The sequence below is a fragment of the Halobacillus sp. ABR2_026 genome (genome assembly GCF_056158545.1).
Map to the genome: position 1 here is coordinate 3,543,112 of NZ_JBSWTM010000001.1, position 18,814 is coordinate 3,561,925.

The window sequence follows — 18,814 nt, forward strand, 5'->3', positions numbered from 1 at the left end:
TTTTTTCATTGATCCAGAAGAGCTACACTGACTTTCACATCAAGGTTTTGACCACCGCCGCGATAAACACCCTGAAGGGGGCTGACGTCCGCGTAATCCCTTCCTGTACCGATTCTAATGTGCTGTTCCAAAGCCTCTACATTATTCGTCGGGTCCAATCCGATCCAGCCGATGCCGGGGACCATCACTTCCACCCACGCATGAGTCGCCGCATCGCCCACGAGAGCTGAATCTTCCCCTACATACAGGTAACCGCTCACATACCGTGCAGGAATGCCCTGGGATCTTAGGACCCCAATCATAATATGGGCAAAATCCTGACAGACTCCCCCCCTTAAAGGCCATGATTCATACGCCTTCGTATTGACGTGAGTGGACATCGTATTATAAAAGAATGAACGATGGATATAGTCCATCAACCTTAAAGAAAAGCGGATCGGGTCTTTAGCGTCGCCAACTTCTCTAATAATTTCTTCGTGCTGTTCTTTGTAAAGAAAAGTATAAGGAGTCTCATTCAAGTACGCTAAATAGTGGTGTCGGAAAAGTTCCGAATGAAAGATGGTCCTCATTTCATCTGAACATTCGATGTTACGAATGAATGGACTCTTCTGAATGCTGACCGTGGAAATAGTTTTCAACGTCAAATGTTCATGCTTCTCCGGAATGAAAAAGGTTTCCACGTGGTTGCCCCATAAATCGATGTGTTCTTTCGTCATCGATCCCGGGGTAATCTCCGTCCGATAAGCGAGCAGACGCTGACATTCATCCGTCCTCGGCTTTAGACGGATATGATTCATGCTCTGATCGACAAAATTATCATAATAAAAGGTGTTGGTATGCTCGATTTGAAATTTCACTACGTACTCCTCCTGAGTAGCCTCTACTTGGCATGTACGGGTTCTATCAAATAATAAGTTTGAGAGAACATACGGCTCAATGTCATACAGCGATCCTGAAAATGATCGAGGAACGACATGAGCTGATTCATATCCATTTCTTCTATATTCGTATTTGTAATTTCATTCTGGATGAGATCCAGCATTTGAAAGAGATCCTCAGAGTAATGAGAGACCTTTCCATCCTCCAGCTTCTCTACCGCTTCAAAAACATGATCCATACAATAACGGATGGAACGGGGGAAGGTTCCTTCTTTAATTAAAAAACTAAGAACGTGCTTGGATTCCATGGTAGGAGGGTGCTCCTTAATATAAGCATCATATCCATTCAGGAACTGCAGAGCCGTCAGCCAATAATAATAATGGTCCGTCGGAACATCCGCTTCTTTCCGGTTCTTCTCACAAGTCACGTTCAATATTCTTGCCGTTTTCTCTGCACGCTCCAGCCATTTCCCTACTTTAATGAAGGTGTAAGGGGTACCTCTGCTCATGCTCGATTCAATCACGCCTTGAGCGGTCATCGATGTATGGATGACTTTTTTCAAGTAATCCTGAGTATGCTGTCTTGTATTAGGGAGTTCCTGCCAGTCCTTTTGATCCAGGTGGAACTCATTTAACACTTCCCACAACTCCTCCGGGATAATGTCGCGGGTAGCCCTTGCATTTTCCCGGGCATAGTTCATCCCATTCATCAAAGAGTTCATGTTAAATGGACTGATCGTCAAGTATTGGATAATCGTCTCTCTATCCAAACGGTCATAAAGGCCATAATAATCCTTTGCGGAAGCACACACTTCCACAATCTCTTCCCAGTCACGATCGGCGGCCTCCTGATTTTGCGCTTCAAGCATATGAATCAACTGAACACTAAGCACTCTGGCATTGTTCTCCGCACGTTCAATGTTGCGCGCCATCCAGTAAAGAGAATCTGCGACACGACTAAGCATGCTGATCACCACTTTCTGTCAAAATCCACGTATCTTTTCCGCCTCCGCCCTGCGAAGAGTTCACCACGAGAGATCCCTCTTTAAGAGCTACTCTCGACAATCCTCCTGGCAGTACGTTCGTTTTTTCTCCATTCATGACAAACACACGCAAATCCACATGACATGGATAAAATCTTCCTTCCTGATAAGCAGGAGCACGCGATAATTTTATTGTCGGCTGAGCGATATATTGATGAGGACTTTCGATGATTTTCTTCTTGAATTCCTCACGTTCGCTCTCATCTGCCTGAGGACCTATCAGCATATCGTATCCTCCAGATGCCCCTACATTTTTAATGACAAGCTCATGAATGTTCTCCAATACATAATCCAAACGTTCCGGATCGCTTAAAAAATAGGTCTCTACATTTGGAATGATTGGTTCTTCCCCGAGGTAGAAGCGAATCATTTCCGGAACATATACGTACATCGCTTTATCGTCTGCCACACCATTTCCGATGCCATTAAGTATCGATACATTCCCTTTACGATAAGCCCTCAACAAACCGGTCACCCCCAGGGCTGAATCCGGACGGAAAGCCTCAGGGTCAAGGAAATCATCATCAATTCTTCTATAAATGATGTCTACGCGTTTCAAACCTTTAATCGTTTTCATATAGACGACATCATCTTTTACAATCATATCTCTTCCTTCAACGAGTTCAATTCCCATCTGCTGTGCCAGAAAAACATGGTCATAATAGGCTGAATTATAAATGCCCGGGGTCAACAATACGGCTGTAGGGGCCTTATCCAAATCTGCATTAGCAGGCAGATGACTTGTCACAGCCTGGTGCAGTTCGGAAAGCTGGTGCTCCAATGTTGCAATAGAATGTTGGAAGAACAGTTCAGGATATACCTGCCTCATTACATAGCGGTTCTGAAAAACGTACGACATTCCGGAAGGGTTCCGGAGGTTATCTTCCAATACCCGGTATTGCCCCTTTTCATCTCTGATCAGATCCACTCCTGCAAGGAAGATATGATTTCTTAACGGGACATTGATCCCTCCGACCTGTTTGTTGTAGTAATAGGGGTTGTTTTCAATCAACTCTCTAGGAACGACACCCGCTTCCACAATTTCCTGATCATGATAAATATCTTCAAGGAAGTGGTTGAGGGCAGTCATCCGCTGCTTCATTCCTTTATCGATCTCTTCCCAATCTTTCCTTGGAATAATAATTGGAACAAAGTCGAACGGCATCGTTCTTTCGGTTCCACCTGTATGATTATACACGGTGAATGTAATGCCCTGCCTTAGAAAGTTTAATTGTGCGGTTTCATGCTTATTCATCAAATCGCGTTCTGTAAATTGATTGACCAGTTGATAAAACCATTGATAATGCTGTTTCGGCTGACCATCCTGTTTCATCATTTCATCAAAATAGATACCCGTTTGATAATCTGTTAGCAAGACCTCTCCTCCATTCTGTTTCTCCTATGTCTTTACCCTAAGTCTAACGCAATCACTCATAAATTGTAAGAAAATTAAAACAAATATTGACAGACAACGCCTTCCAATTTCAGGGGAGTACTGGGAAATGAACGCTGGCACATGAGTAGAACTTGGTTTTGTGGCACTGCGATAGGCAAGAAAGGTGGCGGAGAATGCCAGACACATCATGAAACAAAAATCCCCGGTTGAACATCAATCAGAGTGGTTCAACCGGGGGATGCATCATTTTATGTTGATGACGATTTTTCCTTTAGCATGATGAGTTTCACTTAGATTATGCGCTTCCCTCAGACCTTCTTCCGTCAGATCAAATCTATGGCCGATAACGGATACTAAATCTCCTGATTCCATCATGGCAGCTAATTTTGACAACTTTTCACCACTTGGTTCCAGCCATACAAAACCGGCTTTGACACCATGTTCTTCCGCCAGCTTCTCATCGGGCGGCTGAACGATGGACGGGAGTCGTCCTCCTTTCTTAAGGACAGAAAAGCTTTTCTCCTGTATCTCTCCCCCAAGCGTATCAAGGACGAGATCATAATCGCTTAATAGCTCAAAGAATTCTTCTTCTCTATAATTGATAAATCGATCCACGCCCAAGTTCTCTACCCATTCCTTATTTTTTCCGCTGGCGGTTGCAGCCACATAGGCACCTTTTTGTTTAGCTATTTGAATAGCATAATGACCGACACCGCCTGATCCTGCATGAATAAGGACGTGGTCTCCCTCCTGAATGTCACCAAAATCCACAAGACACTGCCAGGCGGTCAACCCGGCCAAAGGGACAGCAGCTGCTTCTTCAAATGATACATTCTCAGGGAGATGAGCGAGCAAGTCTTCTTCAACGGCTGTATACTCGGCATAGGTTCCGAAACGCGTCGTGTCTGGTCGGGCGAAAACACGATCCCCGACTTTGAATTTATCTACAGAAGACCCAACTTCCGCAACGATTCCGGCGGCATCCCAACCTAAGGTGATAGGGAAATCAAAATCCAGCATTTCTTTTAAATACCCTTCCCTAAGCTTCCAGTCGATGGGATTAATAGACGTTGCCCGAAGTTCCACGATGACTTGATTTTCTTCCGGGACAGGCTGATCGACGTTTTTTTCTACCAATTGATTTTTATCTCCATATTGTTCAATCACAATAGCTTTCATCAAAGAATCGCTCCTTTAGAGAGGTCTGGATTCTATAGTTTTCCCCACTGTTTTCACGTGAAACATGATAAGATGTGGGAGTAAGAAGATTATATTTAAAAGGATGATCATGATGATTCAACAGGCCGAAAAAATTCTCCAGCAGTACTACGGTTATTCCTCCTTCCGCCCTGGTCAACAAGAGGCGATCTCCCACGTTCTTGAAGGGAGAAACACCTTAGCAGTCATGCCTACAGGTGGCGGAAAATCCCTCTGCTATCAAATCCCCGGACTTACACTGCAAGGAACCGCGATCATCATTTCTCCATTGATTTCGTTAATGAAAGACCAAGTGGATGCCCTCCTTTCCTATGGTGTCGCTGCTACATACATAAACAGCTCTCTTTCCCATAACGAGCAGCAGCAACGACTGCGGGATATGGAAAACGGCCGCTACTCGTTCGTGTATGTCGCTCCGGAAAGATTCGATTCCCCGAATTTCCTGGCCGCCATCAACAGCATTCCGCTTTCCTTGATCGCCTTTGATGAAGCTCACTGTATATCCCAATGGGGACACGACTTCCGCCCAAGTTACCGTTCCATTGTTCCCACTTTAAAACAAGTGGCAAATCTGCCTGTCCTCATGGCTCTTACAGCTACAGCCACACAGGAAGTCATCAAGGACATAAAATCTCTGATCAATGTTGAAGATACTGATGTGATCAATACCGGATTCACAAGAGAAAATTTATCCTTCCGCATTATCAAAGGACGAGATAAACGCGAGTTCATCAGCGAATATCTGACTCAGATTCCGAATGAATCAGGGATTATCTATACCGCCACAAGAAAAGATGCCGACCAACTTCACTACCTGTTGACGAAAAAAGGGTTCGCAGCGGGAAAATACCATGCAGGCATGACCGAACACCAAAGAAAACAAGCGCAGATGGATTTCGTTCAAGATGAAGTGACGACAATGATTGCAACCAACGCTTTCGGTATGGGGATCGATAAATCTAATGTTCGGTATGTCATTCATTATTCGATGCCGATGAACATCGAATCGTATTACCAGGAAGCCGGACGTGCCGGACGTGATGGCGAACCCGGGGACTGTGTGCTGCTCTTCTCGAGTCAGGATATCAATCTCCAGCGCTTTTTGATTGACCAGTCTCCGAATGAAGAGAAGAAGAAAGAGGAGTATACAAAACTGCAAGCGATGGTGAACTACTGTCACACTCACTCCTGCCTGCAGCAATACATCCTGGACTACTTCGATGATCCAACAGATAAGGAACCGTGCGGTAAATGTACAAATTGCACGCATGAAGGAGAAGAACAGGACATGACAAAAGAAGCTCAAATGGTCTTGTCCTGTGTGAAACGGATGGGGGAAAAATTCGGAACCGGTCTAACCGCGAAAGTTCTGAAAGGATCTTCAGATCAGAAAGTAAAGCAGTTCCGTTTTCAAAACCTGTCGACCTACGGCATCATGCCGAATTATACTGAAAAAGAATTGACCCGGTTCATTCAATTTTTGACAGCAGAAGGGTATCTATCCACAGGAGAAGGCCGCTACCCTGCTTTAAAGCTCACGACTGAAGCCGTTTCTGTCATCAAAGGAAGTCAGCCTGTCATGATGCTCGTTGAATCCACAACAAAAAAACAAAAAACGGAATACAACGAGGAATATTTCGAAGTCCTGCGCCAGCTGCGTAAAGCGATTGCAGATGAAAGTAACCTGCCTCCTTATGTCATTTTCTCTGATGCCACATTGAAAGACTTATCCATATATCTTCCGGAGAATAAGGAAGAAATGATAAACATCAAAGGAATCGGTGAACAAAAGTTCGAAAAATATGGAGAACGGTTCCTAGCTGAAATACATCCATGGGCTCAGGAGGCCGAAACGAAAAAGAAACCTGCGGCTAATCGTTTTCCTGAAAAGAAAGATCCCTTTGACGAACGTCCAAGCCATATCATCTCTTACGATTTATGGACGGAAGGGCACGAAATCAAGAGCATAGCCGAAGAGAGAGACATGGGACAACAGACGATCGAAAATCATATTTTTCGCGCTGGAAAAGAAGGCTATGCTATGGATTGGAAACGATGGTTCAATGAAGAACAAGAACGGACCATCATCGATGCTTATGACCAAATGGAAGAAAAAAAACTAAAACCTTTAAAAGAATCACTACCTGAAGGTTTTTCCTACCCTATGATCAAAGCCGTGCTTGTGAAACATCAGTTGCTTGAAGACTAATGGATGAGGAGGAACAACGATGACCAAATCTGTCATTTCAAGAGAAGATGCAAAAGTGCTCGACCTCGAAGACCCGCTTCGGGTATTCAAGGATGAATTTTATCAGGAAGATATGATTTATATGGATGGGAATTCCCTGGGGCTATTATCCAAACGATCAGAAGAAACTCTTGCCACTTCTTTAAAGGACTGGAAGACCCACGGCATAGGGGGATGGACCGAAGGACAAGAGCCATGGTTTTACATGTCTGAAAAAATCGGGGCCATGACCGCCCCTCTCATTGGGGCTAATGCTCATGAAGTGATTAACACAGGTTCCATCACATCGAACATTCACCAGCTGCTCGCCACATTCTACAAACCAGAGGGAAAAAGAACAAAAATTCTTGCTGATGAATTAAACTTCCCGTCAGACATCCATGCCATTAAAAGTCAGCTCGAATGGCACGGCCTTGATCCACGTGACCATTTAATCCGTGTCCCCAGTGAGGATGGCTACACCCTTTCCGAAGAGACCCTCATAAAGGAAATGGATGAGGATGTCGCTCTCCTCCTCCTCCCTTCTGTTCTGTATCGCAGCGGTCAGCTGCTTGACATTGAAAAAATAACACGAGCCGCGCACGAATATGGGATTGTGGCCGGATTTGACCTGGCCCACTCGATAGGCGCTCTTCCCCACCAGTTGAATGAGTGGAACGTCGATTTTGCTGTATGGTGCACTTATAAATACTTAAACAGCGGACCCGGGGGAGTAGGTGGACTTTTTGTCCATGAAAATCATCTCGGCAACGGTCCGGGTCTTGCCGGGTGGTTCAGTTCTGATAAAGATAAACAGTTTGATATGAGCCACACGTTGACACCAGCAACCTCCGCAGGAGCTTTCCAGATGGGAACGCCCCATATACTGAGCTCTGCCCCTCTGCTTGGGTCGTTGAAACTTTTTGAAGAAGCAGGGATCGAAAAGATCAGAGAGAAGTCATTAAAGCTTACCCGAATGCTAATGGACCTCATCCATCAGGAATTACCCGGACAGGGGTTCCAAATCGGAAATCCCCTGAATGATGAAAACCGAGGAGGTCACGTATGCCTCATTCATAACGAGGCTGCTAGTATTTGTAAAGCTCTGAAACAGGAGTCGATCATTCCTGACTTCCGTTCACCGAATGTCATTCGTCTCGCCCCGATCGCTTTTTATACATCTTACGAAGATGTTTATGATGTCGTTGTATGTTTGAAAGATATTTTGGAGAATGGAAAACAAAAATTGTTCAAAAATGAACGAGATACGATTGCGTAAGGAGGTCTATGGAATGACATTCATTGATATAAGCATGACCCTGAACAACGAAACGCCTCCGTGGCCGGGAGACGAACCTTTCGAATATAAACGTACATGGACGATGAAAGATACGGGTTCTGTCAATGTCGGGCAGTTTAAGGGAAGCAATCATATAGGAACACATGTAGATGCTCCCTATCATTATGATGACCATGGATTAAAAATTGCAGATCTACCTGTCGAGCGCTTTTCCGGACGTGCCCTTGTCCTACCTATCCATGATGCGCCCATCATTACCAAAAAGCTGGTAGAGGATGTAGACTTGAGCGAGGTGAGCAAAGTGCTGTTCTTTACGGACAGTTGGAAAGACCGCCAAGTCTTCCCTAACCGTTACACCGTCATTGGAGAAGATCTTGGCCCCTTTTTAAAAGAAAACGGCATCGATCTCATTGGCATCGACACACCTTCTGTTGATCCTGAAACGAGTAAGGAGTTGAAAGGACATCACACCTTATATCAACAAGATATACTTATTCTGGAAGGGATAACTCTCTCTCATGTTACACCAGGATTGTATGAATTGTTTGCTTTCCCATTAAAAATGGAACAGGCCGATGGAAGCCCCGTACGGGCGGTCCTCCGCAAAAACGAATCGTAATAGATCAAAACATAAATAACCGCCCAGGGGATTCCCTGGGCGGTTATTTCAGCTCCTTTATTGCTGGGATGTGGGAAGGAAAGAAAAGATGTCCTTCTCTTCTGGCGTGAGTTTTCTCATCACCATCTACTTCTTTGTAATCCGTTGATCGATGGCCATTTTTTTCGCTACTTTTGGAGCGAGCCAAACCATTGGCAGCAATAGAATGGACACTGGGACGGCCGTGACGACGATAAAGTTCTGCAGCTGAGTGATCCCACTGTCTCCTGTAATTAACAGAATGACAGCGATCGCGCCCATCAAAACTGCCCAGAACACACGAAGCCAGCTTTGCGGGTTCCCTTCTCCGGTTACAGCCATAGCGATCGTGTACGACATGGAGTCACTCGTTGTTACAACGAAAAGAATCGTCAAAAGCAAGAATAACGGAGATATAACACTTGCGAGTGGGAATTGCTCCGTAATTGCAAACATCGCCGCAGGGTTGCCGGCTGCATTTAGTGCATCGGAAACGGACCCGGGATTGCTCAATTCGAAGAAAATTCCGGAACCACCAAGTACTGTAAACCAGAACGTCGATATAACCGGTGCAAACACGGATACGGCAATGATGATTTCACGGATGGTCCGGCCTCTGGATATACGGCTGACGAGAATCGCCATCATTGGTCCATACCCGATAAACCAGCCCCAGAAGAATACTGTCCAAAGAGACAGCCAGCCTTCGTCTCCGCGATACGTACTCATCGGGATAAACTGATCCACGTAATATCCAAAGCCGGAAAGGAAGTGATCAATAATGAAACCACCCGGTCCGAATATGACGATAAACGCCATCAGTACAATAGCCATACGGACATTGAAACTGCTCAAGAATTGAATCCCTTTGTAAAGACCTGTAACAGCTGAAATTGTAGATATGATCACAACAGCCAGGATAATTGAAAATTGTGTGCTGAACTGATTAGGAATTCCGAAGATTTCCTGAAGTCCATAACTGGCCTGCAATCCTAGAAAACCAATCGGTCCGATTGTACCTGCAGCAACAGCGATAACAGAAAAGGCATCAATAAGCGTGCCAAGCCAGCTGCTGCGTAGTTTCTCACCGAAAATAGGATACAGCAATGTACGAGGCTTCATCGGCATCCCTTTATGATAATGCCCATACATCATGACGATGGCACTGATGGTTCCTAAAATGGCCCATGCAAGGAAACCCCAATGCATAAAGCTTTGAGCTAATGCCGGGTCGATAGCTGCTTCTGTTCCAGCTTCGACACCAGATTGAGAAGGCGGGACGGTCAGGAAGTGCCACATTGGTTCTGCTGCTGCCCAGAATACACCGCCTCCTGCTAATAAAGTAGCCATGATAATCGAAAGCCATTTGTACAACCCTAGCTCAGGCTTTTCCATATCCCCCATTTTGATTTTTCCGTAACGGGAGAAAGCAAGCCATATGCCTACGAAAAAGGTCGCAAGCATAAGCACCTGCCAAAAAGCTCCGAAGTACTTGGCCGACCAAGCGAAGCTGTCGCTGACGACCATTTCAATCAAATCAATATCAATAAGTGCAAGAATGACGAAAAGGACTAATAATCCGCCACTTATGACAAATACCGGCCAATCAATCCGGCCTGAGTTTTTATTTTCCATTAGTTGTCTCCTTTAGTTCAATAATGTGTTTGAATGCACAATGTACAACTCTAACACTACTATTATTATGGTGTAAAGATATTTCATTTATCCTTCAGGGATGGAAATGGATCGAATAAAAAAGGCCTCCCGCAACCGGGAGCGCCCTCCGTTTCTCATTCATCTCTCGACTCCACCTGATGATCTTCCTGAATATCCTGACATTCCTTACAAAGGTTTATTTCCCTCTCTTCTTTAAGTCGCAGAGGTTTTCCGCAGCGTTGACATTCATCATAATTGTTCGGGTTCGTCTGGAAACCCGGCATTTCATTGCTACCAGCATTGTACATTTACATTCATCTCCTTTATTAAATCTCTGTTCCCTTTCGGACCATCATCTTGATAGTTCGCTTGCTGCAATAATCCCTGAGAGTGTGACCCCTAGCGTTCCTGCTCCTGGAAACACAGTGTCTCCACACTGATAGAGATCAGGTATACCTGTACGGATCGAGTAACTATTCATCCAGCTATATTTCCCTGTCGGTGCGTACCCTCCTACTTTGCCCTGTTTTCTTCTTAACCATTTCTGAAAAGTGACGGGTGTACCTGGGAGCACGATTTCTAAATCATCTTTAAAGCCAGGAAAGTAATGATCCACTGTATGAATCAGCCGATCTTTCATTTCTTCTTTATTGTTTTCGTATTGGTCTGAATCCCACCAGAAAGAGATGGGGGTGTGGGTGGAAATCGTCAGCGACCTTTTCCCAGGCGGAGCCATAACTGCATCATCCGGATGTGATAAGGACATTAAAAACTGTCCGCCATCGTGAAGGTCATCAGGATTTTCAGGGTCGATGAACTGATGATAGAATACATCCTCATTATCAAAAGCATCCCCCTTGATTCCTGCGTGGATGATAAAAGCCCCCCATGCTTTTCTCTCAGCCTCCTCCAGGACATTAACATATGATTGGTCACCCAGTTCTTCTGATACCGTATCATGGAAGTTGTGGACGGAATTATTCAATAGAACCTTCTGTGCATGAAAAACGCGGTCACGCTTTGTATGAAGTTCGAAGTGATGGCCGTTCTTCGTTACGTTATAAATCGGGTGCCTCCTATAAATATCGCTCCCCGCCCTTTTAATGAAAGACGCCAGACGTTCCGCCACTGAGGCAAGCCCGCCATGAACCGCATACGCCCCTTTGTGAAAGGTCTGAAGAGCTGTATAACCCAAAAACGCCGGGCAATTTTCCACACTCGACTGGACACTATCCATCAATTCGCCATTCAAAAATACTCGGAAGAGCCGATGATGGTGAAGGCCGTATTTTTTCATACGATCTTCTATGGTCTGAGTCATAAATGGGAGAAGTTGAAAAGAATGAGTGTTCACTAAAGGAAGGAGCCTCAAATAATCTTTCATCGTGCGCGGTGGAAAGACAGGAAGCCTATCTATTAATTGATCGACCATCGCCCCTACTTTGAACACCTCATCATAAAAGGCTTGGATCGCAGAAGCATTTTCCGGAAAATGCTTTTGAATTTCCTCATACCAACGGTGACGATCACGATAGTAATGTATTGTACGATCGGGCATATGAATATTCATAATCGTATCCAGCATCGTCATCGGTGGAGGTTTGATTTTCAGCTGTGAAAAAAGCTCATTCAAAACCCCGCCCTCTTCAAAGCCCATCCCTACAGTAGCCCCTGATTGAAAACGGTAGCCGCTCCTTTCGAACTTCCCCGCACTTCCTCCCAGTTCATTGGAAGCTTCAAAGACAGCTACTTTCCTTCCTTTACCGGCTAAAGAAGCTGCAGCCGAGAGTCCCCCAAAACCGGCGCCGACAATAGCGACATCATACATCACCGCTCTCACCTCCTCCTCCTCTTTTCCCCATTTCCTCCTTTTTTAGCCGTCCTCAATGTTCTAATGGAGAAAGCCGTCGTTGAGTCCCCTTGAACTTTTCCCTGTAGTATTTCAATAAGGATGCTCTTCCTGCAGGATTATCGCCATCCCCTCTATCCTTGCCATAAATCTTTCTCAAAACCACTAATTTATAGGATTGACCAATGGTATGAGGTGTATTTCGAACATAAGAGCCATGAACAACTGGAAGAAATGAAACTTTCGTATACGTAAGAAAACCGGCAGCTCATGAGCTGCCGGTTTTTTATCATTTTCTATTCGAATGTAATGGCCCAACTACCTTTACGCATGACAGGTTCTGTCGTTCCATCTGAAAGGACACCATCGATATCAATCTCACCAGATCCCATCATAAAATCAACGTGGGACAGGCTGTCATTCACACCGTTTTGATCAAGCTCATCTGCATTCATATCCGAACCACCCGTCATGTTGTTCGGGTAGGCTTTCCCTAAAGCTAGGTGACAGGAAGCATTCTCATCATATAGCGTATTATAGAAGATCAGCCCGGATTGAGAAATCGGGGACTCATGCGGAACGAGAGCCAGTTCACCAAGGCGGCGGGAACCTTCATCTGTATCCAGAAGATGCTTGAGGGTTTCCTCCCCTTCTTCCGCTGTGAAATCCACAACTTTTCCTTCTTTAAATGTCAACGTGAAATTGTCGATCACATTCCCACCGTAATTCAGTGGTTTTGTGCTGGAAACTTTCCCATCCACTCCGTACTTATGCGGTGCAGTAAATACTTCCTCTGTCGGCATGTTCGGATTGAATTGAACCCCCTCTCCGACTGTCTTCGAAGGGCCGCCTTTCCAAATATGGCCTTCAGGAAGCGCTACTTCCAAATCAGTGCCCGGGGCTTTGTAGATGAGCTTTTGATACTGTTTATGATTCAAGTATTCACGGGCTTTAATCAAAGTTTGATTATGTTCTTCCCAGGCTGCCACCGGGTCTTCACGATCGACACGGACGATACTGAAGATTTGATCCCATAGTTTCTCAACTGCTGCATCTTCCTCTTCACCAGGGTATATTTTTTGGGCCCACTTCGGAATCGGAATACTGACAATTGACCATTGAATACGATCATTCATCGTGTAATCACGGAATTTGGACATTGCTTCTGATCTTGCTTTTGTAGCTGCTGCAACTTTGCCTGCATCAATGCCCTTCAGAAGGTCAGGGTCTGTGGAACGAATGGACAGGATAGCCGCTCCCTGCTCGGCAAAATACGTATACTGCTGTTTCTGCCATTCAGGAACATCCGACAACGTTTCCTGATCGGCATACTCATATTTCATACGAGTCAGTTCATCGTCACCCCAGTTAATATGTACATCTTTAGCACCCATCTCAAAAGCTTTGCGTGCAACGACACGGGTGAAATCTGCTCCAGCGATGGTTGAATTGATCATTAACAATTGGTCTTTTTGCAGGTTAACGCCTGTACGGAGGGCCAACTCTGCATACTTTTCCAAGTTTTCTATGCTTGGCATTTTCATTTTGATTCCTCCTGTCTTTTTTTGTATCCGTATTCATTATTCCATAAAACGCACGGAACTACAAAAGGAAAAGAACGGCTCCGTATCGCCTCTACCATGAAAAAGAGAGCGGCACGAAAGTACCGCTCTCCTCTGCTTACTTCTCCTCTTCCCCTTCAACGATCAGAGAAAGTTCTTCCCACCGTTCCATTTTTGCTTCCAATGCTGCCTCAACATCCTCTTTTTCCTTTGAAATCTCCTGGACGCGATCGTAATTCGTAGCTTCAGCCGCCAGCTGCTCATCAAGAAGCTCCATCTTTTCTTCAAGACCAGCGATCTCATCTTCGATCGTCTCCCATTCCTGCTTTTCGCGATAGGATAGTTTGCGTTTTCTATTTCCTCTACGGGTTTCCTCCTGAGCCGATACCTTCTTGGTTACCTGTTCGGCTTTCTGCTCGGCCTTTCTTTGCTCAAGGTATTCTGTGTAATTGCCGTAGAATCGTTGGATTTCCCCATTTCCTTCAAATGCGAGCAGGCGGTTGACTACACGGTCAAGGAAATAACGATCGTGGGAAACTGTGATGACGACGCCCGGGAACTGTTCCAAGTAATCTTCTAAAACACTCAGAGTTTCTGTATCAAGGTCGTTGGTTGGCTCGTCTAAGAATAAGACATTTGGTTCACTCATCAATACTTTCAATAAATAGAGACGGCGGCGCTCTCCGCCAGAAAGCCGCTTGATATATGTCCATTGCTGCGGACGCGGAAACAAAAAGCGTTCCAGCATCTGCTCGGCAGTGATTTCGTCTCCTCCAGCCGTCGTGATCACTTCAGCTGTCTCTTTAATATATTCAATAACTTTAAGAGAGCCATCAAGCTCTCCATGATCCTGCGTATAATAGCCAATTTTGACCGTGGAACCGATGCTTACAGTCCCTGAATCCGGTTGGATTCGTTCGGCCATAATGTTCAACAAGGTGGTTTTTCCTGACCCGTTCGGCCCTATAATTCCCAATCTCTCTCCAGGCACCACAAGATAGTGGAGGTCTTGAACCAATCGCTGTTCCCCGAAACCGTGGGTGATACCTTCCAATTCAATGACCTCATTCCCCAGTCTGGTGGACCCGATGGCCATCTCCACATTTTCTTTTTTCGTATCGAAGGTTTCTTCTTTCATCGACTCCACCCGTTGTTTGCGGGCTTTTTGCTTTGTCGTTCTAGCTTTTACTCCGGCTTTCAACCAGGCTAATTCTCTCCGAAGGGTGTTTTGATGTTTCTGCTCAGCCTGACGCTCCTGTTCTTCTCGTTCCGCTTTTTTCTCCAAGAACGTTTCATAGTTTCCTTCATAAATATAGAGGCGGCTTTTATCTAGTTCATAAATCAAGTTTGTCACCCGGTTCAGGAAATACCTGTCGTGAGTAACGATGATGAGGGAGCCTCTATAAGAAGACAAATATTCTTCCAGCCACTCAATCGTTTCATTATCAAGGTGGTTCGTCGGCTCATCCAGCAGGAGAAGGTCCGCCGGTTGAATGAGCGCTTTTGCAATTGCCACTCTTTTTTTCTGACCACCGGAAAGCTCGCTTACTGCCTTATCAAAGTATGAAATTCCAAGCTTTGATAACACCGTCTTCGCCACTGTATTGGCTTCCCAGGCTCCTTTTTCATCCATCTTCTGCTGAAGTTCAAGCATTTGCTCTTGGACACGTTTATTTTCGGGCTGATTAGAAAGATCTAAAAGAGCCTTTTCATAGGCTCTCATGACCACCATTATTTCAGCATCCCCGTGATAAATCTGCTCAAGGACGGTTTTACTCTCATCAAGTTCTGGTTCCTGAGGTAGATATTCCACGGTGAAATCCTTGGCGTGATCCTTCTCACCTGTATCTCCGCTCTCTATTCCCGCGAGGATTTTCATCAGGGTAGATTTCCCAGTCCCGTTTACTCCAATCAGACCGATTCGCTGGTGATTGGAAATCGTAAATGAAAGATCGTCGAATAGATCCTTATCTCCATAACTTTTACTCAAATGATTGACTGCTAATAAACTCATTCCGCTCATCCCTTTTACTGAATATCTTCATCCATCATATCACATCTGCATGCCCACTTACGGTGAACAGAATTTGCTCACATCTCCTGTTCTTCCTCAGATGATAAAAAACCAGCCTTCGGATGATATCCGAAGGCTGGTTTTTATATGTTATCCTTCTTCTTTCTGAGAAGTTTGATCTCTTCGCCAATATTCCATGCCATCGACACCTGGAAGATGATCCTGATAGAAGACAGGATCTTTCCCTGCTTTTTTCTGCTTTCTGTAGTCTTGCAGTGCAGCGTAAGCAACTGATGATAATCGGAAGATCGCATACAAGTTGATCAACGCCATAATTCCCATCGTCAAGTCAGCAAGTGACCAGACAAGACCAAATTCAGCTACTGCCCCGAACATCACCATAAGCAGCACAGCTACACGATAAATAAAGATCGCCGGCTTGCTCGTCTTAATAAATTCGATGTTCGTTTCTCCATAATAATAGTTTCCGATAATCGAACTAAAAGCGAACAGGAAGATCGCGATTGCAATGAAAATGGCTGCCCATGTACCGAGTTCAGATTCAAAAGCCGCCTGGGTTAATTGAATACCGTCAAGATCTGTTCCTACATAATCACCAGCAAATAAAATGATGACGGCTGTGGCACTACAAATGAGCAGTGTATCTGTAAATACCCCTAGCGTCTGAATTAATCCTTGTTTAACCGGGTGGGTTACTTCAGAAGTAGCCGCTGCGTTTGGTGCACTACCCATTCCAGCTTCGTTGGAAAACAGGCCGCGTTTGATACCAATAAGAATCATACCACCAAACGATCCACCAGCAATTTCACGGAAGCCGAAGGCCCCGGCGAATATATCTCCAAACATAGCAGGAACCTGTCCAATATTCACAATCAGGACATAGCCGGCTAAAATAATATAAAAAATCGCCATGATCGGGATGATAAACTGAGTCACTTGAGCAATTCGTTTCAAACCACCGAAAATAATAAGTGCGACAATAACCGTTAGAATTGCGCCAAGCAGCCATTTATCCATATCGAAAGAATTTTCAAAGGCCAGGCGGATCGTATTCGATTGAACAGAACTGAAAACCAGGCCATACGTGAACGTGATCGTAATGGCAAATACAATCCCCAAACCTCTATTTTTCAGCCCTTTTTCAATATAGTAGGCCGGTCCCCCTCTATACTGATTCTTCTCTGGAACTTTGTAGATTTGAGCCAGCGTACTTTCGATGAAGCTTGAAGCTCCGCCGAGAATAGCGACGATCCACATCCAAAAAACAGCTCCCGGGCCACCGACGGTGATCGCCGCAGCAACACCTGCCAAGTTCCCCGTACCTACACGGGAGGCCGTACTGATCGCAAAAGCTTGAAATGGAGATGTCCCTTTTTTTCCTTCTGCAGAAATCGACCGTTTGTCAAATAAAACGCGGAGCATTTCCGGTATGTATCTGAACTGGGCAAAATTCAACCGGATCGAAAACCATAAACCTAAACCAAGTAAGGCTGCGACAAGAATGGTTCCCCACATCCAGTCGTTCAGAAAAGTAAGTATCTCTTCCACCATATTTTTCACCTCTCTAGTTTTTCCATTTTTAGTCATTTCCCGTAATCGTTTACAAGCAAACTCCCACAACTACAAGAACTTATACATTTTATCATAGAAGAGCTCTCCCCCTCTACTTCATTCCTATTGAAATACCTCCCACGCCTCGCAGACAAACTTATTTTTGGGCAGCAGAAACCTCTTCCCTATAAGCATCTCTAAATATTCGCTTGACTTCTTAACTGATTAAAGTAAAATGATATCTGGAATGAAAATCATTATCATTTGACAGAGAAATTATTACATAATGAGGTGGAAAGAACATGAGAAACAAATGGTTTTTAATGAGCTTGATCCTTACCCTTTCAATGATCGTGCTTGCTGCATGTGGCGGCGGTTCTGATGAGGAAGAGTCTGCCGATTCAAATGATGCTGAAAACAGTCAGACAGAAGAAAATAGTGAAGAAAATGCAAGTGAAGAAACAGGCGGGGAAGTGAACTTATATACCGGCCGCCATTATGATACAGACCAGGAACTGTATGATACATTTACAGAAGAGACTGGAATCAAAGTAAATGTCATCGAAGGAAAAGATGATGAATTGATTGCGCGCCTGGATCGTGAAGGAGAAGCTTCTGAAGCAGACCTTTTAATTACTGCAGACGCTGGACGTCTCCATCGTGCAAAATCCCAGGACCTGCTGCAGTCCGTTGAAAGTGATGTATTGAGTGAAAATATCCCGGAAAAATTCCGTGACGAAGATAACAGTTGGTTCGGTTTGACTAAACGTGCTCGTGTCATTGCTTACCATAAAGAACGAGTAGATGAAGAAGAAATCCAAACCTATATGGACCTGACAAATGATGAACTTCAGGACAAAGTATTGATCCGCTCTTCATCAAATATCTACAACCAGTCTCTCGTTGCATCTATGATTGCAACGGAAGGTGAAGAAGCCGCGAAAGAATGGGCTCAAGGAATCGTAGACAACATGGCCCGCGACCCTCAAGGGGGAGACCGTGACCAGGCAAAAGCTGTAGCAGCCGGCGAAGGTGATGTAGCTGTCATGAATACCTATTACATGGGTAAAATGTTAAATTCAGAAGATGAAGAAGAAGTGAAAGTCGCGGAACAGCTGGGAATTATGTTCCCGAACCAGGACACGACAGGTACACACGTGAACATCAGTGGTGTTGGTGTCACTGCCAGCAGCAAAAATACTGAAAATGCAAAGAAATTCATCGAGTTCCTTTCAAAAGAAGAAGCTCAAAAACAATTTGCTGAAGCGAACTATGAATATCCTGTGAATCCCGAAGTAGAACCTTCTGAGCTGCTTCAAAGCTGGGGCGAATTCAAAGAACAGGACATTCGCCTAAATGAGCTTGGAGAAAACAATGATCGCGCCATTCAAATTATGAACGAAGTAGGCTGGAAATAACACCTTTTAAACCGCACCGTACCCTGTCATGGTGCGGTTTTTCT

14 protein-coding genes are annotated in these 18,814 nt (G+C 44.8%); 4 read left to right on the forward strand and 10 right to left on the reverse strand.

The window, feature by feature from the left end; all coding sequences use genetic code 11:
- Positions 1-5: 5 nt before the first annotated feature.
- The 4 genes from ACXADE_RS18065 to ACXADE_RS18080 form a co-directional block, all read right to left on the reverse strand.
- Complete coding sequence (locus tag ACXADE_RS18065; RefSeq protein WP_474981808.1) at positions 6-857, reverse strand: transglutaminase family protein; 852 nt, start codon at positions 855-857, stop codon at positions 6-8.
- Positions 858-880: 23 nt separating this feature from the next.
- Positions 881-1,843: an alpha-E domain-containing protein gene (locus ACXADE_RS18070; RefSeq protein ID WP_474981809.1), complete on the reverse strand. Its 963-nt coding sequence runs from the start codon at positions 1,841-1,843 to the stop codon at positions 881-883.
- Positions 1,836-3,296 (reverse strand): circularly permuted type 2 ATP-grasp protein, encoded by a 1,461-nt coding sequence (locus tag ACXADE_RS18075; RefSeq protein ID WP_474981810.1) that lies wholly within the window; start codon positions 3,294-3,296, stop codon positions 1,836-1,838. The genes ACXADE_RS18070 and ACXADE_RS18075 overlap by 8 nt, the downstream gene beginning before the upstream one ends.
- A gap of 264 nt (positions 3,297-3,560) precedes the next feature.
- Positions 3,561-4,496 carry an NADP-dependent oxidoreductase gene (locus ACXADE_RS18080; protein WP_474981811.1) on the reverse strand — a complete coding sequence of 312 codons (936 nt, stop codon included), beginning with the start codon at positions 4,494-4,496 and terminating at the stop codon, positions 3,561-3,563.
- Between the two features lie 112 nt (positions 4,497-4,608).
- Between ACXADE_RS18080 and recQ the strand changes: the two genes are divergently transcribed.
- Genes recQ through kynB form a run of 3 tightly spaced genes read left to right on the forward strand, consistent with a single transcriptional unit; the run spans position 4,609 to position 8,681 of the window.
- Positions 4,609-6,744, forward strand: coding sequence for a DNA helicase RecQ (recQ, locus tag ACXADE_RS18085; protein WP_474981812.1), 2,136 nt, complete (start codon positions 4,609-4,611; stop codon positions 6,742-6,744).
- Between the two features lie 19 nt (positions 6,745-6,763).
- Entirely contained in the window at positions 6,764-8,041 is a 1,278-nt protein-coding gene (gene kynU, locus ACXADE_RS18090; protein ID WP_474981813.1) for a kynureninase, read from the forward strand.
- Between the two features lie 13 nt (positions 8,042-8,054).
- A complete protein-coding gene (kynB, locus tag ACXADE_RS18095; RefSeq protein ID WP_474981814.1) occupies positions 8,055-8,681 on the forward strand; it encodes an arylformamidase in 627 nt (208 codons plus the stop codon).
- A gap of 126 nt (positions 8,682-8,807) precedes the next feature.
- On the opposite strand, the gene ACXADE_RS18100 is transcribed toward kynB, so the two are convergent.
- From ACXADE_RS18100 to ACXADE_RS18125, 6 genes are all read right to left on the reverse strand, one after another.
- Positions 8,808-10,334: a BCCT family transporter gene (locus tag ACXADE_RS18100; RefSeq protein WP_474981815.1), complete on the reverse strand. Its 1,527-nt coding sequence runs from the start codon at positions 10,332-10,334 to the stop codon at positions 8,808-8,810.
- 155 nt (positions 10,335-10,489) lie between these two features.
- Positions 10,490-10,663, reverse strand: a complete 174-nt coding sequence (locus tag ACXADE_RS18105; RefSeq protein ID WP_474981816.1) for a hypothetical protein — start codon at positions 10,661-10,663, stop codon at positions 10,490-10,492.
- A gap of 44 nt (positions 10,664-10,707) precedes the next feature.
- Complete coding sequence (locus ACXADE_RS18110) at positions 10,708-12,183, reverse strand: phytoene desaturase family protein (RefSeq protein ID WP_474982268.1); 1,476 nt, start codon at positions 12,181-12,183, stop codon at positions 10,708-10,710.
- Between the two features lie 317 nt (positions 12,184-12,500).
- Positions 12,501-13,748 (reverse strand): aminopeptidase, encoded by a 1,248-nt coding sequence (locus ACXADE_RS18115; RefSeq protein WP_474981817.1) that lies wholly within the window; start codon positions 13,746-13,748, stop codon positions 12,501-12,503.
- A gap of 136 nt (positions 13,749-13,884) precedes the next feature.
- Positions 13,885-15,780, reverse strand: a complete 1,896-nt coding sequence (locus ACXADE_RS18120; protein WP_474981818.1) for an ABC-F family ATP-binding cassette domain-containing protein — start codon at positions 15,778-15,780, stop codon at positions 13,885-13,887.
- A 150-nt stretch (positions 15,781-15,930) separates the two neighbouring features.
- On the reverse strand, positions 15,931-17,352 hold the full coding sequence (locus ACXADE_RS18125; protein ID WP_474981819.1) for an alanine/glycine:cation symporter family protein: 1,422 nt from the start codon (positions 17,350-17,352) through the stop codon (positions 15,931-15,933).
- 302 nt (positions 17,353-17,654) lie between these two features.
- Between ACXADE_RS18125 and ACXADE_RS18130 the strand changes: the two genes are divergently transcribed.
- Complete coding sequence (locus ACXADE_RS18130; protein WP_474981820.1) at positions 17,655-18,770, forward strand: Fe(3+) ABC transporter substrate-binding protein; 1,116 nt, start codon at positions 17,655-17,657, stop codon at positions 18,768-18,770.
- Positions 18,771-18,814 lie beyond the last annotated feature (44 nt).